Genomic DNA, 22,284 nt, shown 5'->3' with positions numbered 1-22,284 from the left:
ACGCCGATGGAGAAGCACGAGCTGTATCTCGCTGCATAAAAAGCGGCCAGCAGCACATAGGCTACTGGCCGGGAAAACTTTATATTTTTTCACTGTCCTCTTGACGGGGAGCAGTTCACTGCGAGTTCCCCGTGCTTGTTTTATTCTTACTCGTCATGCTGGGTTTCCGGTGGCATATACTCCAAAATATCCCCCGGCTGACAGTGCAGCGCCTCGCAAATGGCCTCCAGGGTGGAAAAGCGAATGGCGCTGACCTTTCCTGTTTTGATTTTCGACAGGTTCACATTGGCGATTCCAACCTTTTCCGCCAAAGTATTCAGGGACATTTTCCGGTCTGCCATGACCCGATCCAATCGTAATACAATGGGCATAAGTTTCTCCTCATTTCACGTCACAGTGTCTCATCGGACAGCTGTTGCAAGGTTTCTCCATACATAAAAATGCGCCGAAACAGCCGGATCAAAAAGAACCAAATAATAAAATCACCATCTCCTACCACGGTTAAGGAGCAGGATTCCACCATGTTTGCAGCAAACAGGGAAGAAATATCAATCATCTGGTCGTAAACCATGTTTGTTGCCAGTTGAAGAATCAGTCGAACCACACCAAAAATTAAGACCGCATAGGATAGCTTTTTCAACCCGTCGCTCACCGCCGTGTTGAACGGTTTTCCCTGTGTCATTGGTTCAAAAATACCTTGAAGGATTCGGATCGCGTAACAGGAAAGGCCCCCGTAAAGGACAATGTTCGCCAAGGACATCCATAAAATGTTGATCAGTTGTGCGCGGGAGTACCCCTGGCTGAGTTTCAACCTGTAATTTCCAATCGTAATGGAAACACCCTGGATGACTGCTGTATCATCCATAAAAATCAACGATGCAATCATGATACATGCAGAGACAACGCTGACAACGACGACAATCCAAAACAGAATTCGCAGGATTTTCTGCACCAGCTTGGTGGACTTCACAATACTCTCCATAAATTACCCTCCTTGGTTTGTAAGTGTCCTTGGCTACTTACATTATACGAACGCACCATATCTTTGTCAATATATTTTTAATGATAAACATTAAATTTTATATGTACAGCATATCAAAGGGCGAAGACACCATGTCGGTGTCTTCGCCCTGTTTTTACCCTGCCGCCTGGAGCATATCCCCAATATAGATGCCATACCCCGACGTGGGGTCGTCCACCATGACGTGGGTGACTGCCCCGATGATCTTGCCGTTTTGCAAAATGGGGGAGCCGCTCATGCCCTGGACAATGCCGCCGGTTGTTTCCAGCAAGTCCGGGTCAGTGACGTGGACCAGGAAGTCCCGTCCTCCCTCCTGGCTGTCCGGGTACACTTTTAGAATCTCCACCTCGTACTCCTCCACCTGGGTGCCGGAGACGTTGCTCAAAATGGTGGCTTTCCCCGCTTTCACCTCGTCCCGGGTGGCCACCGGCACCGCCTGCCCGTCAAACCAGCTGGTGTCGGTCATGGTACCGTAGATGCCGCAGGCGGAGTTTCCGTCCAGCTCACCCAAGGTCACGTCGGCGTCAAACACGCCCCGCAGCACACCAGGTGTGCCGGACTGCCCTTTCTCCACCCCAGAGACCGTGGCAGGCAAAATGCTTCCGCTCTCCAGAGGCATCAGCAGGGCCGTGTCCACGTCGTTGATGCCGTGGCCCAAGGCCCCAAAGGTGCCGGTCTGAGGCGAGTAGAAGGTGACGGTACCAATGCCCGCCATGGAGTCCCGAATCCAGGCCCCCAGCTTATACTCCCCATCGGCGGAACACAGCACCGCCTGAGCGGTCAACTGCACCTGTTTGTCGTCCCGGATGGCCCGGATGCTCATGGTCTCCCCCTCCAGCTCTTGGAGCAGGGCGGTCACTTCCTCGATGGTGTCCACCTCGGTGGCGTTAATGTGGGTGATGATGTCCCCCTCCCGCAGACCACAGTCCTTGGCTGGGTTTACCGCCCCATTTTGGGTGGTGATTTCTGATGTTCCCACCACCACAACGCCATCGGAGAAGAGCTTGATGCCCACGGCACGCCCCACAGGCACCAAAGTCAAGGTGTCGGCTTTGGCTCTGACCAGCATGGGCCACAGGGCCAGAGCCAACACCAGCACCAATCCCACCATCCGCAGCGCCGTTGCGGTGATGGGCCCCCATGGTTTCGTCTCTTCGTTCAATGATCCTCACCGCCTCTTTGTCGAAATGTGTGGGCCTTCGCCCACCACTTAATGTGCCTGAGACGGCTTGATTTCTTCCGTGGGAAAGAGAGGGCCTTTTGGAAAAGCACTCACATCCACGGAAAAAACTTGATTTCAACAAATGTTTTCCTCATAGTTTGCCCCACTGCGGGCATAACTTTTACTAAGAAACGAGGTGGCGTCGTGAAATATTTTCCAAAAAACGTGATTTTCACCCTGATTGCAGCCCTGGGACTGGGCGTGGGGCTCCATTTTCTCTTCCACTGGCTGCCCAGCCCCATTACCGCCCTCATCTCCCCGGTGCGGGAAAGCTTGTGGGAGCACTTAAAAATTCTCCTCATTCCTCTGCTCCTCTCCGGGCTGTACTTCACCCATGGCCGGGGTTTGGACGGTCTAGCCCCCTGGCTGTTGACCCTGCCCATCATCGGTGGCGCCATGCTTTTGATTGGCTACGTCTACCACATTCCTCTCCAGGGGGATTGGATGGGCTTTGACCTCATCTTGTACGTGGTGCTTATGGTGGCGGGGTCTGTGCTGGCCCAGGTGCTGGCCCCTCTCACCCAGCGTCCGGGTATTCCCACCCTCTGCCTGGTGGCAGCTCTGGCCTTGGCCTGGCTCATAATCTGGTTTACCTTCTTTCCGCCGGATATGGCACTGTTTTTGGATTTGAGAAAGAATCAGCCCACCTTCTATATTCTTCCCAAATAAAAAGATGCACCGGGGTACCGGTGCATCTTTCAGACTGTCAAAAAACCTCATGTGCATGCAAGAAGGATATATTTTCTTGCATCATTAAAAAAGCCCTCGGCAAAGTTTTCCCGCCCGGAGGCGGGGAAATAAATTAAAATCTGTTTTTTCGGGGACATGTGCATCGAAAAAAACACTTCTCAGCCCGCCAGTGTGGAATCGGGTCGCCCTTTGACCCGATTATGCATGCAGCGGGCTGCAACTCCTCGAAAAAATGCTGGCATTTTTGAGAAGCGTGTCGAACTTTTTCGACACGCTGAAAGATGCACCGGGTTCCCGGTGCATCTTTTTATTTCAACCCATTGAGGTATTCCTCCACGTCGAAGGGGTCCAGGCCGCTGTCCTTTCGCAGGTACAGAGGATGGTGAGGATGCCCCTTCTTGGAGCGTTTCCCAGCGGTGTACCAGGCCGCCCCGTGGTTCTGACCGATGGCGATCATGTCCCGGACGCAGGCAGGCAGATAGCCCCGCTTTTCAATGATGGTGCCCCAGGCCGCCCAAATGGCGGGCTGGGCGTCGGTGTACAGGGAGAGCACATAGTCAAAGGCTTTCATGTTCTCCTGGTGGAGCTTCTCGTTGCAGTGCTGCTCCATGTGGTCGGGGTCGGTGGCCCGCTGGGGATAAACGTTGAACATGACAAAACTGTCAAAGCCGTTGTGCAGAGCCACCCGCTCCACCGACTTCAACGTGTTGTCCAGATCATCGGGGGCGGCGGTGGAGGGGTTGATGCCCACACAGATCAGGGGCCGCTGGCCTCGGGTGGCCAGAATATACCGGTACTCGCCGTAAAACGGGGGCACGTACAGCCACCGGTTCACGTCGTAATCCTCTTTGGGGGTGAGGGCCTGTTCCAGGGCCTCTTGGAAGGGCAAAAGTTCCAACAAGGTGGTTTCGCCGCTGGGAATGTGCATGGGGTGTCCTCCTTTTGTATCTTTGCCCCATCATACCATGCCCTGAGGCAAATGGAAAGGGCCGCTGGGTTGCTTTTTTCCCTTCAGTCGTATATCATAAGAAAAAACCACGTTACGAAAGGAGGATACGCGTGCTGCAACATCGTCACCACTGGGTGGGAATGCGCATGATTAAAACCGTTCTGGCTGTGTTTATCTGTGGTATGTTTGGCTATGCCCGGGGCGAGCCCGCCTTTTATTCCATGATCGCCGCGGTGATCTGCATGCAGAACTCCACGGATAAAACCATCACGTCTTCTGTCAACCGGGCCATTGGCACCCTGGTGGGCGGTCTGTACGGTATCATCATTCTCTATGGCCTGGAGCTGTTCCACGCCGAAGACATGGATTTGCTGCGTTACACCCTGGTCTCTCTCACCATCATCCCCCTCATCCGCACCGCCCTGGTGCTCAAGCGGCCCTCCAGCGCCTCCCTGTCCTGCGTGGTGTTTTTGTGCGTCACCGTCAACCACAACACGGACAGTTCCCCCGCCCTGTTTGCCCTCCAGCGTATGGTGGACACCCTGGCGGGTGTGGGCGTGACCTGCGTCATCGACCTGCTGCTGCCCTACCATCCCAAGGCGGAGGACCCCGCGCCTCCCCCTTCCACCACTGATACCACCCCGGAGGAGCCCAAAACATGAACTATTCCCAGGTCATTCCCGCCCACTTTCTCGCCCGACCCAACCGCTTTGTGGCCCAGGTAGAGGTGGAAGGGCGCACGGAAACCGTGCACGTGAAAAACACCGGACGCTGTCGGGAGCTGCTGGTTCCCGGCTGCACCGTCTATCTCACCCCCGGGGACAACCCCAAGCGCAAAACCCCCTACGACCTCATCGCCGTGGACAAGGGTGGGCTGCTCATCAATATGGACGCCCAGGCCCCCAACCATGTCTTTGCCGAGTGGGCCCGGGCCGGGCACTTCATCCCCGGCCTCACTCTGTTGCGTCCAGAAACCACCTGGGGCAGCTCCCGGTTTGACTTCTATTGGGAGGCGGGCTCCCGCCGAGGCTTTGTGGAGGTGAAGGGGTGCACCCTGGAGGAGAACGGCCACTGCCGCTTCCCTGATGCCCCCACCACCCGGGGGGTACGCCACCTCCAGGAGCTCACCGCCTGTCTCCAGGATGGCTACGAGGCCGCCGTGTGCTTTGTCATCCAGATGGCGGGAATGAAGGACTTCGCCCCCAACGACGCCACCCACCCGGAATTTGGGGCCGCTCTGCGTGAGGCTGCCCGGGCAGGGGTTCAGGTGCTGGCCCAGGAATGCACCGTCACCCCCGATACCCTCACCATGGCCCAGCCTGTCCCGGTGCGGCTGTGAATATGCAAGTTTGCTTTTATCAACTTGCAAAAATATCCATTGCACTGGAAACTTTTTTGGTTTAACTCGCCAAATTTGCCATTGATCCATTGACATGCTGCAAAAGGGGGCGTATACTGCGCCCATAAACAGCAAAGGCGCTGCGGAAACAAACCCGCAGCGCCTTGTGCTTTCTTCGCAAGGGGGCGAACGTCACAAAGAGGACGTTTGCCCCTTGCCATTTTGTTGAGGGAGGAATCACTATGACGTATTCAGCAGTCAACACCATTTGGGTCCTGGTGGGAGCCGCCCTGGTCTTTTTCATGCAGGCCGGGTTTGCCATGTGTGAGGCGGGGTTCACCCGAGCCAAGAATACCGGCAACATCCTGATGAAAAACCTCATGGACTTCTGCATTGGCACCCCGGTTTTCTGGCTTGTAGGCTTTGGCATCATGTTTGGAGGCTCCGGGGCCTTCATCGGCGGATTTGATCCCCTGGTTTTAGGGGACTACTCCTCCATTTTGCCCAGCGGCGTGCCTTTGGCCGCCTTTCTGATCTTCCAGACGGTGTTCTGTGCCACCGCCGCCACCATTGTCTCGGGGGCCATGGCCGAGCGCACCAAGTTTGTCTCCTACTGCATCTATTCTCTCATGATCTCTCTGGTTATCTACCCCATCTCGGGGCACTGGATCTGGGGCGGCGGCTGGCTGAGCCAGCTGGGCTTCCATGACTTTGCTGGCTCCACCGCCGTGCATATGGTAGGCGGCACCGCCGCTCTGGTGGGCGCCAAGATTCTGGGCCCCCGCATTGGCAAGTATGACAAGAAGGGCAACCCCAGGGCCATTCTGGGTCACAACCTGCCCATCGCCGCCCTGGGCGTGTTCATCCTGTGGTTCTGCTGGTTCGGCTTCAACGGCTGCTCCACCGTGGCCATGGACAGTGACGCTGCCATCGTCTCCGCGGGCAACATCTTCTGCACCACCAACATGTCCGCTGCCGTGGCCACCGTCACCGCCATGCTCTTCACTTGGATTCGCTTCAAAAAGCCCGACGTATCCATGACCTTCAACGCCACCCTGGGTGGCCTGGTGGCTGTCACCGCTGGCTGTGACATGGTCTCCATCGGTGGCGCCGCCATCATCGGCATCTTTGCCGGTATCGCCCTTCCCCTGGCCGTGGAGTTCTTCGACAAAGTGGTTAAAATCGACGATCCCGTGGGCGCTATCTCGGTGCACGGCGTGTGCGGCGCCATGGGCACCATCCTCACCGGCTTTCTCTCCGTGGACCAGGGTCTGCTCTACGGCCACGGCGCCTCTTTCCTGGGGGTCCAGGCGCTGGGCGTGGTGTCCGTCATCGCCTGGGTCGTGGTGACCATGACCGTGGTGTTCACCGTTATCAAGCACACCATCGGCCTGCGTGCCTCCGAGCAGGAAGAAATTGAAGGTCTGGACCCCACCGAGCACGGCTTGGCCACCGCCTACGCGGGCTTTGCCATCACCGAAACCGTGGCCTCCACCGCTTCCGAGACCGCTGTGGCCCCTGTGGCAGCTGCCATGGACGAGGCCGTCCCCGTCCAGGTGCGCAAGGCTGCCACCACCCCCGCCTCGGATGTGAAGCTGTCCAAGGTCACCATCGTGTGCAACGCCTCCCGGTTCGAGGCCCTGAAGGCCACCATGGCCAAGATTGGCGTCACTGGTATGACGGTGGCCCAGGTCCAGGGCTGCGGCGTGCAAAAGGGCAAGACGGAGTACTACCGTGGCGTGCCCATGACCCTGAACCTGCTGCCCAAGCTGCAAGTGGATATCGTGGTATCCAAGGTACCCGTTTCCAAAGTCATCGAAGCCGCCCAGAAGGCCCTGTACACCGGACACATCGGCGACGGCAAGATTTTCGTCTACGATGTGGAACAGGTGGTGCGGGTGCGCACCGGGGAAACCGGATTCGATGCCCTCCAGGGGGACGAATAATCCCCATCTCTCCTCTCTGGGAAGGCCCGGGACCGCTTTGGCGGTTCCGGGCCTTCTTCCTTTCCCTGCTCTGGAAAAATTCGTTGCTTTTTCCCGCCTGTGACGGTATAATGAATAGGTTATTAACAAATGAAGGAGCGTGTCCCTATGCCTGAGGAACTCAACCCCGTAGTGTCCCAGAATTTTATCCACAATTTCATTGATGAGGATATTGCACAGGGCGGCCAGTACCAAGGCATGACCGTCCACACCCGTTTTCCCCCCGAGCCCAACGGCTACCTCCACATTGGCCACTGCAAGGCCCTGACCATCGACTTCGGCACCGCCGAGAAGTACGGCGGTCTGTGCAACCTGCGCATGGACGATACCAACCCCGCCAAGGAGGATACCGAGTACGTGGAGGCCATCCAGGAGGATATCCACTGGCTGGGCTTTGACTGGGGCGACCGATTCTTCTACGCCTCGGACTACTTTGAGAAGATGTACGAGTACGCCGTGGAGCTCATCAAAAAGGGTCTGGCTTACGTCTGCGAGCTGACCCCCGAGGAGTTCAAGGCCAACCGCGGCTCCATCGGTGTCCCCGCCACCTCCCCCTGGCGGGACCGTCCCATTGAGGAGTCTCTGGACCTGTTTGCCCGGATGCGGGCCGGCGAGTTTGAAAACGGCAAATATACCCTGCGTGCCAAGATTGACCTCAATAGCGGCAACTTCAACATGCGTGACCCGGTGATCTACCGCATCAACCACGCCCACCATCACCGTCAGGGCAACAAGTGGTGCATTTATCCCATGTACGACTTCGCCCACCCCATTGAGGACGCTTTGGAGGGGATTACCCACTCTCTGTGCTCCCTGGAGTTTGAGGACCACCGCCCCCTGTACGACTGGGTGGTGTCCAACGTGTCCATTCCCTACCACAAGCCCCGCCAGATCGAGTTTGCCCGTCTGGGTATCAACTACACGGTCATGAGCAAGCGCAAGCTGCGCCAGCTGGTGGAGGAAGGCCGGGTGTCCGGCTGGGACGACCCCCGTATGCCCACCCTGTGCGGTCTGCGCCGCCGTGGCTATACCCCCAAGTCCATCCGCAACTTCTGCGAGCGCATCGGCGTGGCCAAGGCCACCAACACCATTGAGTACGCCTTCCTGGAGTACTGCCTGCGGGAGGACCTGAACGAGTCCGCCCAGCGAGTCATGGCGGTTCTGCGCCCCGTGAAGCTGACCATCACCAACTATCCCGAGGACCTGCACGAGGAGTTCGAGGTGGAGAACAACCCCAACCGCCCCGAGGACGGCACCCGTACCGTCACCTTCTCCCGCAACCTGTACATTGAGGCGGAGGACTTCCTGGAGACCCCCATCCCCAAGTACAAGCGTCTGACCCCCAACGGCCTGGAGTGCCGTTTGAAGGGCGCCTACCTCATCACCTGCACCGGCTGCGTCAAGGACGAAAACGGCAACGTGGTGGAGGTACTGGCCACCTACGATCCCGAGTCCCGGGGCGGCAACCCCGCCGACGGCCGCAAGGTCAAGGGCGCCACCATCCACTGGGTGGACGCCGCCACCGCCGTGGATGCGGAGATCCGTCTGTATGACAACCTGTTCTCCGATCCCGATCCCGATGCCGGTGACAAGAACTTCCTGGACTGCCTGAACCCCCACTCCCTGGAAGTGCTCCAGGGAGCCAAAGTGGAGGCCAGCCTGGCCAAGGCCCAGAAGGCCGACCGGTTCCAGTTCATGCGCCAGGGCTACTTCTGTGCCGACAGCCGGGACAGCCAGCCCGACCACCTGGTGTTCAACCGGGCCGTGTCTCTGAAGGACAGCTTCAAGCCCCAATAATTTGACCCATAGCCGGGAGCAGCGATGTGGCTGCTCCCGGCTTTTATGAAGCCTCCCATGATTGCGTAAAAATCAGCAAACAACCCGTTGTATGCCCCCTCCACATTTGGGGTAAACTTCTCTTGACGTTGCGCTCCCCCTTGGGGTATCATGAAGAAAACAACGCTAGGAGGGTCTGCTATGAAGAAAAAACCCGCTTTTTACCTGTTGGGCCTGGCCGCTGCCGGGGCCGGAGCTGCCGGAGGCATGGCTGCCGTGGGCAACCGCCTCTACGCCAAAGCCATGACCCCCCAAAAGCGAGAAGCAGACTATGAGGACCCCAACGACACCCAAAAAGAGGGCCGCGCCTGGGTCAGAAAGGCAGAGGGCTTCCGCTCAGCCACCATCCAGGCCCTGGACGGGCTGATCCTGTGGGCCGCTGTGGTGCCTGCCGACACCCAGTCCCACCGTTGGGCCATCTGTATGCACGGCTACCACGATACCCACGAGGCCATGGGCGCCATCGGCCTGCACTACCACCAGGAGGGGTGGAACGTCCTCCTCCCCGACCAGCGCGGCCACGGCGAGAGCGAAGGGGACTATGTGGGCTGGGGCTACGATGAGCGGCTGGATCTGGTGGGCTGGATCAACTATGTCCTCCGCCGGGACCCCCAGGCGGAAATTCTCCTCCACGGCGTGTCCATGGGCGCTGCCACCGTGCTGATGGCCACCGGCGGGGCCCTGCCCGAGCAAGTGAAGGCCGCGGTGTCCGACTGCGCCTATACCACCATTGAGGCCCAGATGCACCACGTGCTCCAAAACTTCCGGGATGAGTACATCCACGCCCCCCTCCCCATGCCCACCGGAGCCCTGTTCTCCATGCTGCGGAAAACCGCCCTGCGGCGGGCCGGGTATGACCTGCGGGATGCCGCTCCCATCCGGGCTGTGGCCCAGTCCAAAACCCCCACCCTGTTCATCCATGGCGTGGAGGACGACTTTGTCCCCGCCTCCATGATGGGAAAGCTATATCAGGCCGCCAAGTGCCCCAAGAGCTTTTTGTGGATGCCCGATGCTGGACACGCCAACGCCGTGGGTACCAACCCCCGACTGTACTGGACGGCAGTGGATACCTTCCTGCAAGACTATTTCCCCGACCAAGACTAAACCATCTCCCGGCACGGCTCCACCGTGCCGGGATTTTTCTTTTTTCGCAATTACCGATTGACAAGGTAGGTAAAAAGGCGTATCATATAACCAACCAATTTAGTAGGTTTTAATTTGTTGCATGAGGAGGAATCCACAATGGCACATATTTATACATCTGCCCATCAGCTCATCGGTCACACTCCCCTGTTGGAACTGACCCATATTGAAGAGAAACTGGGCTTAAAGGCCAAGATTTTGGCCAAATTGGAGATGTTCAACCCCGCAGGGTCGGTGAAGGACCGGGTGGGGCTGACCATGATCGAGGATGCCGAGGCCAGCGGCGCTTTGAAGCCCGGCGCGGTGATCATTGAGCCCACCTCGGGCAACACCGGCATCGGCCTGGCTGCCGTGGCTGCCGCCCGGGGCTACCGCATGATCGTGGTGATGCCCGACTCCATGTCCATGGAGCGCCGCCTGCTCATGACGGCCTACGGGGCCGAGCTGGTGCTCACTCCCGGGGCCAAGGGCATGGCCGGAGCCATCGCCAAGGCCGACGAGCTGGCCGCTGAGATCCCCAACAGCTTCATCCCCGGCCAGTTTGTCAACCCCTCCAACCCCAAGGCCCACCGGGAGACCACTGGGCCGGAGATTTACAACGATACCGACGGTGTGGTGGACATTTTTGTGGCTGGTGTGGGCACCGGCGGCACCATCACCGGCGTGGGCGAGTATTTGAAGTCCCGCAACCCTGCTGTGCAAGTGGTGGCCGTGGAGCCCTCCGACTCCCCTGTCCTCTCCGGCGGTCAGGCTGGCCCCCACAAGCTCCAGGGCATTGGCGCTGGCTTTGTGCCCGAAGTGCTCAACACCGCCGTTTATGACGAGGTGTTCCCTGTGACCACCGAGGAAGCCTACGCCAGTGGGCGGCTCATGGGCCGCAGCGAGGGCGTGTTGGTGGGCATCTCCTCCGGTGCCGCCCTCCACGCCGCCATTGAGGTGGCCAAACGCCCGGAGAATGAGGGCAAGACCATTGTGGTGCTCCTCCCCGACACTGGGGACCGGTACCTGTCCACCCCCATGTTTACGGAATAACAAGAAAGGAATCCTGCCATGCAGATTTACGCTGATAACGCCGCCACCACTCGCCTGAGTGACACGGCGCTGAATGCCATGCTCCCCTACCTCCAGGGTGAGTATGGCAACCCCTCCAGTCTCCACTCCGTGGGCCAGCGGGCCCAGGAGGCCCTCACCGATGCCCGCGCTCGCATCGCCGTTCGCCTGGGCTGCCAGCCCACCGAGGTGATTTTCACCTCCGGTGGCAGCGAGGCGGACAACCAGGCCATCCGCTCGGTGGCTGCCTTCGGAAAGTTGAAGGGCAAGACCCACATCATTTCCACCGCCTTTGAGCACCACGCCGTGCTTCACACCCTGGATGCCCTGAAAAAGGAGGGCTTCACCGTCACCCTCTTGGACGTCCACGAAGACGGCATGGTGTCCGCCCAGCAGGTGGAGGAGGCCATCACCGACGAGACCTGTCTGGTGACCATCATGTACGCCAACAACGAGATTGGCACCGTGCAGCCCATTGCCGAGATCGGCGAGGTGTGCCGCCGCCACGGGGTGCTCTTCCACACCGACGCCGTCCAGGCCGTGGGCCACCTGCCGGTGAACGTGGCCGAGCAGAACATTGACCTTTTGTCTCTGTCGGCTCACAAGTTCCACGGCCCCAAGGGCATTGGCGTACTGTACGCCCGCAAGGGTGTGCCCGTCTTCCCCCTCATCCATGGCGGCGCTCAAGAGCGCAATCGCCGGGGCGGCACCGAGAACATCCCCGCCATTGTGGGTATGGCTGCGGCTCTGGACGAGGCCTGCGACCATCTGGACGAGGACACGGTCAAACTCACCGCCCTGCGGGAGCGGCTGATTGCGGGACTGTCCAAGATTCCCCACTCCGTGCTCAACGGCCACCGAGAGCACCGTCTGCCCGGTACCGTGAACTTCTGCTTTGAGGGCATCGAGGGCGAGTCCCTGCTGCTGTTGCTGGACGACAAGGGGGTGTACGCCTCCTCCGGCTCCGCCTGCACCTCCGGCTCCCTGGACCCCAGCCATGTGCTGCTGGCCATTGGCCGCCCCCATGAGATCGCCCACGGCTCTCTGCGGCTTTCCCTCTCCCCGGACACCACCGAGGAAGAGGTGGACTACATGATTGCGGCCGTCACCGACGTGGTGGCCTACCTGCGCTCCATCTCCCCGGTGTGGCGCAACCTGGAAGCAGGTATTCAAGAATTTATCATCCAGTGAGGTAAGATATTATGGCTTTGTACAGTGAAAAAGTAATGGACCACTTCCGCAACCCCCGCAACGTGGGCTCCATGGAGAATCCCAGCGGCGTGGGCGAGGTGGGCAACGCCAAGTGTGGCGACATCATGCGCATCTACCTGAAAATTGAAAACGACATCATCGAGGACGTGAAGTTTGAGACCTTCGGCTGCGGCAGCGCCATCGCCTCCTCCTCCATGGCCACCGAGCTCATTAAGGGCAAGCCGGTGTCCGAGGCCCTCACCCTCACCAACCAGGCAGTGGTAGAGGCCCTGGACGGCCTGCCCGCCCAGAAGGTGCACTGCTCGGTGCTGGCCGAGGAGGCCATCAAGCTGGCCCTGAAGGACTACTACGACAAAAACGGCATCGAGTACGACCACAGCCAGTTCCCCTGTTGCGAGAGCTGCGGCCACTGCCACGCCCACTAAGGAGGCCCATCCATGCTGGTATCCACCCGAGGCCGCTACGCTCTGCGGGTGATGGTGGACCTGGCCCAGCACCAGGACCAGGGTCTCACCCCCATGAAGGATGTGGCGCAGCGGCAGCAAATTTCCCTGAAATATCTGGAGAAAATTCTCCCGGTGCTCTCCAAACACCACTACATTTCCGGCACTCAGGGCAAGGGGGGCGGCTATCAGCTCACCCGGGCCCCCGAGGAGTACCGGGTGGGGGACATTCTGCGGCTCACCGAGGGGGACTTGGCCCCGGTGTCCTGCCTGGAGGCGGGAGCGCCCCCCTGCCAGCAGCGGGACAGCTGTCCCACCCGCTCCCTCTGGTGCGAGCTGGGGCGGCGGGTCAATGAGTACCTGGACAGCGTCACCCTGGCAGATTTGATGAAGTAAAGAAGCTACGGGGCAGAAGACGGTAAGTCTTCTGCCCCGTAGCTTCTTTTTATTTCTGTCTGCCCCGCACCATGCGCACCGAGGTCACCACCAGCAGGCTCAGCAACACCAGTTGGAGCCCATCGAAGGCCACTTGCAGCCAATACAAGCGACATCCCTGCATCAGCACCACCATCAATCCCACCCAGCTTCCCCAGCCGCAGATTACCAGAAGTACCGATTCCACCTTTGGCTTTATGGGCTTCTTCCCATAGCACCAGGCCGTCCGGCCAACCAACAGGAGCAGGGCCAGAACACCCAGCACCCAAATCACTCCCTGGATGCTCCCAACCCGGGTCACAGCCCCGGCCATACCGTAAAAACTTCCAAATCCCGTCATCCAGGGCATGAACATGCGCGCCAGCACAAACAGCCCCCAGCCGCACCACAGCCCTGGGTACCGCCGGGCCACCAGACACACCACACCGCACAGGTAAAAGGGCACACCAAAGAGAAATCCCAGGGGGCCATTGCCCAGCAGGGCCATCAACAGCCCCACCAAAAAGCCGAAGCACAGCAAAACAACGCCGATGATCCGCTGTCCGGTGGGCTGGGTGGCGGGTTGTGGCGGCGGAGGCGGCGCATTCTCCCCTTCCTCCTCCTGGCCCATCACCAGCTGATCCAGGGACACCCCAAACAGCTGGCTGAGCTTCACCAGCTTATCCAAATCTGGCACCGCCCCGTCATTCTCCCACTTGGATACCGACTGGCGGGACACGTCCACCGCCTCCGCCACATCCCCCTGGGACAGGTGGTGCTCCTGGCGAAGCTGATGAATCCGTTCTCCCAATGTCATGAGGCAATCCCTCCTCTCTGTTCTGGCCTGAGTATACCATCTGAGGGGCGCAACCGTCTACCAATTCCCCTTGAAACGTTAGCAACTGGCAGTTGCACTCCAGGTTTTTTACGCCTTTTCCACCCTCATGACCACCAAGGTCCCCTGTTGGACGGTAATCCGGGCAGGGCCACCCAAAAACTCGTTGCTCACCCCCAGGGGCACCTGGGCCGTCATGGTGGCACCCTGCAAGGGGTACTTCAGCCCCTCCAGGATCACCCCCTGGGCGGGCTCGCCCCAGCAGAACATGGACAAGGTGCGTCCTGCCTCTCCCTCCAGCTCCAAGGTACCGTTGTGTACCGCCGTCACCGTCATACCGGGGCCAATCAACATCCCCTGTCCCCCCTGCTCGGTGAGGCCGCACAGCAGCTGCACATTGGCCAGGGTGTGGTCCAACCTTCCACCCAAAGAGCCATAGATGTGGAAGTTCCGGTATCCCCGGTTCCAACCTTCACTGAGGGCCAGGGCGGTGTCCGTGTCGTCCTTGTCCGCCGGGTGGCGGACGATGTGGGGATGTGGGGGCACATAGCCCAGGGAATCAAAGTCCCCCACCACCAAATCCGGGTTCACCCCATGGCGTTGCATCTGGGCGTAGCCTCCGTCGGCTGCAATGCACAAATCCCCCTCCTGGAGGTCCGGCCACTCTTCTCCATACTCCCCCGAGGCGAAAATATAACAAATGGGCATGGTTTATTCCCCTTTCCTCATTCCTGACCCAGCCGTTCCAGCAGCAACCGCCGCACCGTCTGGGGGTCTGCCTTGCCTTGCAGCTTGCGCATGGTCTGGCCCACCAAAAAGCCGAAGGCCTTTTCCTTTCCGCTGCAGTAGTCCGTCACCGACTGGGGATTCTCCTCCAGCACCTGGACCACGATACGCTCCACCAGTTCCACATCTTGCACCTGCTCCAGGCCATGGGCAGTGACATATTCGTCCACGTCCCCGTCGGTGTCAAACACCGCTTCAAACACCTTTACCGCCGTGTTCCGGTTCAGCTTTCCCTCCGCCACTAGGGCAATGAGCCGGGCCAAGGTCTTGGGGGTCATGGGCATTTGTTCCGGGGACAACCCCCGGGCAGACAACGCTCCCAGCACCTCCCCCATGATCCAGTTGGCCCCCTGCTTGGGAGGTGTGCCCAGGGCAATGAGTTTCTCAAAGAACCGGGCCAGAGCCGGGTGGCTGGTGACCATCTGGCTGTCATAGTCCAGCAGCTGGTACTGCTGGGCATAGCGTCTGCGCTTCTCCTCTCCCAGCTCGGGCAGGTTCTCCCGGATGTGTTGGATGTAGTCCTCGGTCAGCACCACCGGGGGCAAATCCGGCTCGGGGAAGTACCGGTAATCCCGGGCCTCCTCCTTGCTTCTCATGGAGAAGGTCTCCCCTCTCTCCTCGTCAAAGCGGCGGGTCTCCTGCACCACCCGCTCCCCACGCTCCAGCAGGAAAATCTGCCGCTGGCTCTCATACCCGATGGCTCGGGCAATGGCCTGGAAGGAGCCCAGGTTCTTCATCTCCGTGCGGGTACCCAGGGTATCGCTGCCCACCGGGCGCACCGACAAATTCACGTCGCACCGCAGGGAGCCCTCCTCCATCTTGCCGTCGGACACCCCCAGATATTGCAGGGCCTCCCGCAGCACTTTGAGGTAGGCCACCACCTGCTCGGACGTGCGAAAGTCCGGCTGGGTGACAATCTCCAACAGAGGCACTCCGCAGCGGTTGAAGTCGCACAGGGTCTCTCCAGTCTGTGGGTCGTGGTACAGCTTCCCGGCATCCTCCTCCATGTGGATTTCATGGATGCCGATGGAGGTACCCGCCACCTCCACCCGGCCATTGCGGCACAGGGGGGCATACAACTGGCTGATCTGGTACCCCTTGGGCAGATCCGGGTAGAAGTAATTTTTCCGGTCAAAGCGACTCACCGGAGTGATGGAGCAGCCCAGGGCCAGCCCCACCTTCACCCCGCACTCCACCACCTTCTCGTTCAGGACCGGCAGCGCACCGGGCAGGCCCATGCACACAGGGCAGCACTGGCTGTTGGGCGCCCCGCCAAAAGCGGTGGAACAGGCGCAGAAAATTTTACTCGCCGTGGACAGCTCCACGTGGGTCTCCAGCCCCATGACGATTTCCCAGTTCATCCCATTCCACCCCCTTTCGGCACCTGTCTGTGATAGTCTGTCTCCTGCTGATAGGCATGAGCTGTGTTCAGCAGTCGTTGCTCCCCAAACCGGAGGCCAATGAGCTGAGCCCCCACGGGCAGACCGTTCCCGTCCACCCCGCAGGGCATGGACAGGGCGGGCAGACCCGCCAAGTTGGCGGGGACCGTATACAAATCAGACAGATACATCCCCATGGGATCGGTAAGGCTCTCCCCCAGCTTGGGGGCGGTGTTGGGAGTGACAGGGGTGAGGAGCACGTCACAGACCTCAAAGGCCCGCTCCAGCCCTTCCTTCACCTGCTCTTGCACCGCCAGGGCCTTTTTGTAGTAGGCCTCGTAGTACCCGGCGCTCAAGACAAAGGTACCCAATAGAATGCGCAGCTTCGCCTCTTTGCCAAAGCCCTGGCTGCGGGTATTCTCATACATCTGGGTGAGGTTTTTGTACTTCTCCGCCCGGAAGCCGTACTTCACCCCGTCGTACCGGGCCAGATTGGAGGAGGCCTCCGCGGAGGCCAGCACGTAATAGGCGGGAATCACCAATTTCAATTCCGGGATGGATACCCGGGTCACGGTGGCCCCCCGGCTCTCCAGCACCCGGGCCACTTCCTGCACCCGCTGAGACACTTGAGAATCCAGTCCCTCCCCAAAGCACTCCACGGGCAGACCCACCCGCAGGCCCCGGATGTCAGAGTTGAGAGCGGAGAGCAGCCCGCCGTAGCTTCCGTCCACGGTGGTGCTGTCCCGGCGGTCCTTCCCCTGGATGATGTCCAGCACCGCCGCACAGTCGGCGGCGTCCCGGCACAAAGGCCCCACCTGATCCAGGGAGGAGGCGTAGGCCACCAGCCCATACCGGGACACGGTGCCGTAGGTGGGTTTCAGCCCCGTGAGGCCGCAATACCCCGCAGGCTGGCGGATGGAACCCCCTGTGTCAGACCCCAGGGCATACCAGGCAAACCCCGCCGCCACCCCGGCGGCACAGCCGCCCGAGGAGCCGCCGGGTACCAGGCTCTCGTCCCAGGGGTTGCGGGTGGGGCCGAAGTGGGAGGTTTCGGTGGTGGAGCCCATGGCGAACTCGTCCAAATTTCCCTTGCCCAGGCACACACCTCCGGCGGTTTCTACCTTCTCCACCACCGTGGCATCGTAGGGGGGCACATAGCCCTCCAGGAGCTTAGAGCCGCAGGTGGTTCTCACCCCCTGGGTGCACAGGTTATCTTTCAGCAGGAGAGGCACTCCGTACAGGGGAGACAGCCCCGGTTTCAGGCCCTTTTGGAGGGCTTCCGAACGCTCCATGGCCTGCTCTGCCAGCACGGTAATGCAGCTGTTCAGGACCTTGTCCCGGGCGGCAATCTCCTCCAACGCCGCTTGGGTGGCCTGGGGGATGGTGACCTCTCCTTGGGCGATGGCACGGCCCAATTCCAGGGCGGTGAGGTGGGTCAGATTCATTCCGCTCCCCCCTCTCCCACGCTTCTTGGGGTGACCACATACCCATCCGTTACCCGTGGGGCCTGAGCGAGCAGCTGATCCCCTGACAGAGAGGGCTTCACCTCATCAGGACGGAGGGTAGCAGCGGACGGCACGTCCGGTGCTTTCCCCTCCTCCACCTGGGACAGGGCATGTAGATATTCCACCATCTGCTCCAGCCGTCCGGCCAGTTCTCCCTCCTCCTGGGGGGTGAGGGAGAGCCGGGCCAAGTGGGCCAGCTGGCGGATCTGCTTGTTTGTCTCTTCCATGGGTGTCCCTCCAAAAAAGAGCCCCAAGCCGTGACCGCTCACAGCTCGGGGCTTGTTTGGGTTATTTTACACCCCGCGCCGGGGCTTTGTCAATGCAGCCTTAGCTCAGGAAGTCCTTGAGCTTCTTGGAGCGGCTGGGGTGGCGCAGCTTGCGCAGGGCCTTGGCCTCAATCTGGCGGATGCGCTCACGGGTGACGTTGAACTCCTTGCCCACTTCCTCCAGGGTGCGGGTGCGGCCGTCCTCAATGCCGAAGCGCAGCTTGAGCACCTTCTCCTCGCGGGGGGTGAGGGTGGACAGCACGTCCACCAGCTGCTCTTTCAGCAGGGTAAAGGAAGCGGCCTCGGAGGGCTCGGAGGCGTCCTCGTCAGGGATGAAGTCGCCCAGATGGCTGTCTTCCTCCTCACCGATGGGGGTCTCCAGGGAGACGGGCTCCTGGGCGATCTTCAAGATCTCCCGCACCTTCTCCACGGGCATGTTCATCTCGGCGGCGGTCTCCTCGGGGGTGGGATCGTGGCCCAGCTCCTGGAGCAGCTGACGGTTGACCCGGATGACCTTGTTGATGGTCTCCACCATGTGCACGGGGATGCGAATGGTACGGGCCTGGTCGGCGATGGCACGGGTGATGGCCTGACGAATCCACCAGGTGGCGTAAGTGGAGAACTTGTAGCCCTTGGTGTAGTCGAACTTCTCCACGGCCTTGATTAGCCCTAAGTTGCCCTCCTGGATCAGGTCCAAAAACAGCATGCCGCGGCCCACATACCGCTTGGCGATGGACACCACCAGACGCAGGTTGGCCTCGGCCAGCTTCTGCTTGGCCCGCTCACCGGCCTTGATGCTCTTGCTGAGCTCCTGGAGCACCTCGGCGGGAATCTCCTCGCCGGTCTTCTCCAGCTCCTCCTTCTGCTCCTTGGCCATGTTGCCAGCAGCCATGGCCTGGGCCAGGTCAATCTCCTGCTCGGGGGAGAGCAGGTCCACCTTGCCGATTTCCTTGAGGTACATACGCACGGGGTCGTCAATGGCGAAGGAGTCCACCAGGGTGTTGGGGTCCACCAGCTCCTCCTCGCTGAAGTCCTCCATCTCGTCGGCGGGGGGCAGCAAGTCCTCCTCGCTGAGGATGGGCATCAGGTCCTCCTCGCCCACGGCGTCCACGCCCAGATTTTCCATGATGTCGTACATCTTGTCCATCTGTTCGCTCTCCAGGTTCATGGACTCCAGCACTTCCATCATCTCGCTGGAGGACAATTTCCCCTTCTTATAGCCGGCATCCACCAGCTCCACCAGGCGCTCTCCGCCCTGGATACCCTCCACCAGCTTCACCAGCTCGGCCTTGGCGCTTTCAAACTTCTCTTTGCTGACCATGCTGATGCCGGAAGCCACCTCGGGCTTTTTGTTGTTTTTCTTCTTCTCACTCATGGGTTTTCATCCTCCGTAGCTTTTTTTCTGTTTGAGTAAGTCTCTGAGTTGGGCCAAGTCCTGGCCGCTGTGTATGTCTGCCTTGCGGTGTTGCGCAAGGATGGTTTGCTTGTAGTCATTCAGGGCCGCCTGAGCGGTGTGCATGGGCTGGGGCTGCTGCACCACAGCCGACAGGTGGTCCATCTCCTCGGGGGTGAACACCCCGTCCAGGGCTGCCAATGTCACCGGCTTGCCCTCTTGCCAGCGCTGGCGCAGCTGGCCGTAGGCCCGTCCCAACAGGGGGGCGGAAAAGTCGGTCTCCTGCAGGTCGGCCAGCTGCCCAAAGAAGCTGGGGTCCAGCAACACCACCCGCAGCACCCCTTCCTCGGCCAGAGCCGAGCGCACATTGGTATAGCGCAGTTCCCGCTGCTTGGGCTGCATGGTCTGGGTAGGGGTGAGGCTGCGCCGCTCCTCCTGACGCCGGGCTTGTCTCCCCTTTTGGCGGCGCTGCTGCTCCACCTCCTGGGCCATGGCCTCCCGGCTGATGCCGGCGGCATCGGCGGCGCGATTTCCGTAGATTTCCCGCTCCACCGGGCTGCTTAAGCCCGCCACCAGACCGGCGGCGGCCTGTAAGTACTGGGCTCTCTGGTCGTCCTGGCTCAAATCAAAGCCCTGGCGCACCTCCTCCAGGCGGTACTCCACCGAGTTGGCGCAGCCCTGGAGCAGCCCTTCAAATACTTCGGGGCCCTGGTGCTTGATGAAGTCGTCGGCGTCCTGTTTCACCAGCTGGCCCGAATCGTCCCGACGCCGGGGCAGCTGGAGTACCTTCACATTCAGCTGGGACCCTTTCAGCAGGGCGATGGCCCGCTGGGTGGCGTCCACACCGGCGTTGTCGTTGTCATAGCACAGCACCAACTCCTGGGTGTATTTCTCCAGGATTTTGATGTGCTCCTCGGTGAGGGCGGTGCCCATGGTGGCGATGGTGTTGTCAAACCCCGCCTGGTGCAGGGTGATGACGTCAATGTTGCCCTCCACCAAGATCATATTGGGTCGTTTGGTGTTCTTGGCGTAGTTTAGGCCGTACAAAATGGACCGCTTTTTGAAAATGGCGGTTTCCGGGGTGTTCAAATACTTGGGTGTGGAGTCGTCCATCACCCGGCTGGTAAAGCCGATGACGTTGCCCCGTACGTCGATGACAGGAAGCATCAGGCGGTTGCGGTACTTATCATAGATACCGCCGTTTTTCCCCGCCACCGCCAAGCCTGCCTCGATGAGCTCGGCTTTGTCATACCCCTTCTCCCGCATGGCCAAAATGAGCCGGTCCCAGGCGTTGGGAGCGGCGCCCAGGCCAAACCGGGCGGAAAATTTGGGGCTGATGCGGCGTTTTTGAGAAATATACTTGGCCACCTGGGCCCCTTCGGGCTGGGAGAGCATGGCGCGGTAGAACCGAGCCGCCTCCTTGTTCAGCTCCAAGATGCGCTGGCGCTTTTCCCGCCACGCTCCATTGGAGTTGTCCTCGGGCACTTCCATACCTGCCTGGGCGGCCAGCTTGCGCACCGCCTCGGGAAATGGAAGGTTTTCCACTTCCATGACAAAGCGCACCGCGCCGCCGCCCTTGCCGCAGCCGAAGCAGTGGAAAATCTGCTTGCTCTCGCTGACGGAGAAGGAAGGGGTCTTTTCCCGGTGGAAGGGACACAGGCCCCAGTAGTTGCCCCCCTTTCGGGTCAGGGGGACGTAGGCGGACACCACGTCCACAATGTTGAGCCGACTGCTCAGCTCATCCAGAAATTGATCGGGTATGGCCATGGTATCACCTCCCACATTGTAGCCAAAATGTTCCCTTTTTATTTAATCATCCAACGCATTGGGATAAAAAGTTCCTCAAATTTTTCCACGGCGTAGGAATCGCTCATCCCGGCGATGTAGTCGGTGACCGCCCGCTCTACGCCCTCCCGGGCCAGAATGTCCTGGTACTCCCCGGGGAGCTGGTCATGGTGACGGCAGTAGTACTCGAACATGTGGCAGATCATGTCCTCCGCCTTGGACTCCTCTCCCTTGGCACGGGGGTTGAAGTACACCGCTTCAAACATAAACTGCTTCAACTCCGCCATGGCGCTGGCTACCTCCGGGGACTGGCGAATCTCCATTCCCTCCTGGCTGTGCTCCACAATGTCCAGCACCAGCCGCTCAATGCGCTCCCCGTGGGTGAAGCCCAGCACCTGGGAGATATGTACGGGGATGTCGGTGGGGTAGATGATGCCGCCCCGCATGGCGTCGTCGATGTCGTGGTTGATGTAGGCGATTTTGTCGGCGTAGCGCACCAGCTGACCTTCCAAGGTCTCGGCCATGGGGCCGGTGGTGTGGCGCAGAATGCCCTGCCGCACCTCATAGCACAGGTTCAGCCCCGCACCGTCCCGCTCCAGCCGGTCCACCACCCGCAAGGACTGCTCATAGTGGCGGAAGCCTCCCTCCACCATGCGGCTCAACGCCCGCTCTCCGGCGTGGCCGAAGGGGGTGTGGCCCAAATCGTGGCCCAGGGCGGCGGCCTCAGTGAGGTCCTGATTCAGCCCTAAGGCCCGGGCCATGCTCCGGGCGATCCCCGACACCTCCAGGGTGTGGGTCATGCGGGTGCGGTAGTGATCCCCCTCTGGCTGGAGAAACACCTGGGTTTTGTGCATCAGCCGTCGAAAGGCCTTGGAGTGGATCACCCGGTCCACGTCCCGCTGGAAGCAAGTGCGCATGGGACAAGGAGGGATGTCCACCGCCCGCCCTTTGGACTGGCTGGAAAGGCAGGCACGGGGGGAGAGCGTCTGTCGCTCCAGCTCCTCGGCACAGGTACGAATTTCCATTTGCAC

22 protein-coding genes are annotated in these 22,284 nt (G+C 60.2%); 10 read left to right on the top strand and 12 right to left on the bottom strand.

Going from position 1 to position 22,284, the window contains the following annotated elements:
• Positions 1–146: 146 nt before the first annotated feature.
• The 3 genes from B5G37_RS03750 to spoIVB form a co-directional block, all read right to left on the bottom strand.
• Entirely contained in the window at positions 147–371 is a 225-nt protein-coding gene (locus B5G37_RS03750; RefSeq protein WP_087254106.1) for a helix-turn-helix transcriptional regulator, read from the bottom strand.
• Between the two features lie 20 nt (positions 372–391).
• Positions 392–982 (bottom strand): hypothetical protein, encoded by a 591-nt coding sequence (locus tag B5G37_RS03745; RefSeq protein WP_087254103.1) that lies wholly within the window; start codon positions 980–982, stop codon positions 392–394.
• Positions 983–1,136: 154 nt separating this feature from the next.
• Positions 1,137–2,183 (bottom strand): SpoIVB peptidase, encoded by a 1,047-nt coding sequence (gene spoIVB, locus B5G37_RS03740; protein ID WP_242962744.1) that lies wholly within the window; start codon positions 2,181–2,183, stop codon positions 1,137–1,139.
• 204 nt (positions 2,184–2,387) lie between these two features.
• Here spoIVB and B5G37_RS03735 point away from each other — a divergent pair, with 204 nt between their 5' ends.
• Positions 2,388–2,912: a DUF6512 family protein gene (locus B5G37_RS03735; protein WP_087254098.1), complete on the top strand. Its 525-nt coding sequence runs from the start codon at positions 2,388–2,390 to the stop codon at positions 2,910–2,912.
• 328 nt (positions 2,913–3,240) lie between these two features.
• Here B5G37_RS03735 and B5G37_RS03730 read toward each other — a convergent pair whose 3' ends face one another.
• Positions 3,241–3,861, bottom strand: coding sequence for a DUF1643 domain-containing protein (locus tag B5G37_RS03730; protein ID WP_087254095.1), 621 nt, complete (start codon positions 3,859–3,861; stop codon positions 3,241–3,243).
• A gap of 131 nt (positions 3,862–3,992) precedes the next feature.
• Here B5G37_RS03730 and B5G37_RS03725 point away from each other — a divergent pair, with 131 nt between their 5' ends.
• The 9 genes from B5G37_RS03725 (at position 3,993) to B5G37_RS03685 (ending at position 13,286) form a co-directional block, all read left to right on the top strand.
• Entirely contained in the window at positions 3,993–4,544 is a 552-nt protein-coding gene (locus tag B5G37_RS03725; RefSeq protein ID WP_087254092.1) for an FUSC family protein, read from the top strand.
• Positions 4,541–5,221: a DNA/RNA nuclease SfsA gene (gene sfsA, locus B5G37_RS03720; RefSeq protein ID WP_087254087.1), complete on the top strand. Its 681-nt coding sequence runs from the start codon at positions 4,541–4,543 to the stop codon at positions 5,219–5,221. The genes B5G37_RS03725 and sfsA overlap by 4 nt, the downstream gene beginning before the upstream one ends.
• A gap of 242 nt (positions 5,222–5,463) precedes the next feature.
• Entirely contained in the window at positions 5,464–7,167 is a 1,704-nt protein-coding gene (locus B5G37_RS03715; protein ID WP_087254084.1) for an ammonium transporter, read from the top strand.
• Between the two features lie 147 nt (positions 7,168–7,314).
• Positions 7,315–9,003 (top strand): glutamine--tRNA ligase/YqeY domain fusion protein, encoded by a 1,689-nt coding sequence (locus B5G37_RS03710; protein WP_087254081.1) that lies wholly within the window; start codon positions 7,315–7,317, stop codon positions 9,001–9,003.
• Between the two features lie 180 nt (positions 9,004–9,183).
• On the top strand, positions 9,184–10,146 hold the full coding sequence (locus B5G37_RS03705) for an alpha/beta hydrolase (protein WP_158099340.1): 963 nt from the start codon (positions 9,184–9,186) through the stop codon (positions 10,144–10,146).
• Positions 10,147–10,284: 138 nt separating this feature from the next.
• Positions 10,285–11,217: a cysteine synthase A gene (gene cysK, locus B5G37_RS03700; RefSeq protein WP_087254075.1), complete on the top strand. Its 933-nt coding sequence runs from the start codon at positions 10,285–10,287 to the stop codon at positions 11,215–11,217.
• A gap of 18 nt (positions 11,218–11,235) precedes the next feature.
• Entirely contained in the window at positions 11,236–12,426 is a 1,191-nt protein-coding gene (gene nifS, locus B5G37_RS03695) for a cysteine desulfurase NifS (protein WP_087254073.1), read from the top strand.
• 11 nt (positions 12,427–12,437) lie between these two features.
• Positions 12,438–12,872, top strand: coding sequence for a Fe-S cluster assembly scaffold protein NifU (gene nifU, locus B5G37_RS03690; RefSeq protein ID WP_087254070.1), 435 nt, complete (start codon positions 12,438–12,440; stop codon positions 12,870–12,872).
• A gap of 12 nt (positions 12,873–12,884) precedes the next feature.
• On the top strand, positions 12,885–13,286 hold the full coding sequence (locus B5G37_RS03685) for an Rrf2 family transcriptional regulator (RefSeq protein WP_087254067.1): 402 nt from the start codon (positions 12,885–12,887) through the stop codon (positions 13,284–13,286).
• A gap of 49 nt (positions 13,287–13,335) precedes the next feature.
• On the opposite strand, the gene B5G37_RS03680 is transcribed toward B5G37_RS03685, so the two are convergent.
• From B5G37_RS03680 to B5G37_RS03645, 8 genes are all read right to left on the bottom strand, one after another.
• Positions 13,336–14,121 carry a helix-turn-helix transcriptional regulator gene (locus tag B5G37_RS03680; RefSeq protein WP_087254063.1) on the bottom strand — a complete coding sequence of 262 codons (786 nt, stop codon included), beginning with the start codon at positions 14,119–14,121 and terminating at the stop codon, positions 13,336–13,338.
• A gap of 108 nt (positions 14,122–14,229) precedes the next feature.
• Complete coding sequence (locus tag B5G37_RS03675) at positions 14,230–14,847, bottom strand: thiamine diphosphokinase (protein WP_087254059.1); 618 nt, start codon at positions 14,845–14,847, stop codon at positions 14,230–14,232.
• Positions 14,848–14,864: 17 nt separating this feature from the next.
• Positions 14,865–16,286 (bottom strand): Asp-tRNA(Asn)/Glu-tRNA(Gln) amidotransferase subunit GatB, encoded by a 1,422-nt coding sequence (gene gatB / locus B5G37_RS03670; RefSeq protein WP_087254055.1) that lies wholly within the window; start codon positions 16,284–16,286, stop codon positions 14,865–14,867.
• Entirely contained in the window at positions 16,283–17,749 is a 1,467-nt protein-coding gene (gene gatA / locus B5G37_RS03665) for an Asp-tRNA(Asn)/Glu-tRNA(Gln) amidotransferase subunit GatA (RefSeq protein WP_087254051.1), read from the bottom strand. The genes gatB and gatA overlap by 4 nt, the downstream gene beginning before the upstream one ends.
• Complete coding sequence (gene gatC / locus B5G37_RS03660) at positions 17,746–18,036, bottom strand: Asp-tRNA(Asn)/Glu-tRNA(Gln) amidotransferase subunit GatC (RefSeq protein WP_087254048.1); 291 nt, start codon at positions 18,034–18,036, stop codon at positions 17,746–17,748. The genes gatA and gatC overlap by 4 nt, the downstream gene beginning before the upstream one ends.
• A gap of 100 nt (positions 18,037–18,136) precedes the next feature.
• On the bottom strand, positions 18,137–19,450 hold the full coding sequence (gene rpoD, locus B5G37_RS03655) for an RNA polymerase sigma factor RpoD (RefSeq protein ID WP_087254045.1): 1,314 nt from the start codon (positions 19,448–19,450) through the stop codon (positions 18,137–18,139).
• A gap of 6 nt (positions 19,451–19,456) precedes the next feature.
• Entirely contained in the window at positions 19,457–21,235 is a 1,779-nt protein-coding gene (gene dnaG, locus B5G37_RS03650) for a DNA primase (RefSeq protein ID WP_087254043.1), read from the bottom strand.
• Positions 21,236–21,273: 38 nt separating this feature from the next.
• Positions 21,274–22,278: a deoxyguanosinetriphosphate triphosphohydrolase gene (locus tag B5G37_RS03645; RefSeq protein ID WP_087254040.1), complete on the bottom strand. Its 1,005-nt coding sequence runs from the start codon at positions 22,276–22,278 to the stop codon at positions 21,274–21,276.
• Positions 22,279–22,284: the final 6 nt, after the last annotated feature.

The sequence above is a fragment of the Pseudoflavonifractor sp. An85 genome (assembly GCF_002161235.1).
In the GTDB taxonomy this organism is placed as follows: Bacteria; Bacillota; Clostridia; order Oscillospirales; family Oscillospiraceae; genus Enterenecus.
The sequence above is the reverse complement of the archived record's forward strand: the minus strand, read 5'-3'. Positions and strand labels throughout refer to the sequence as shown.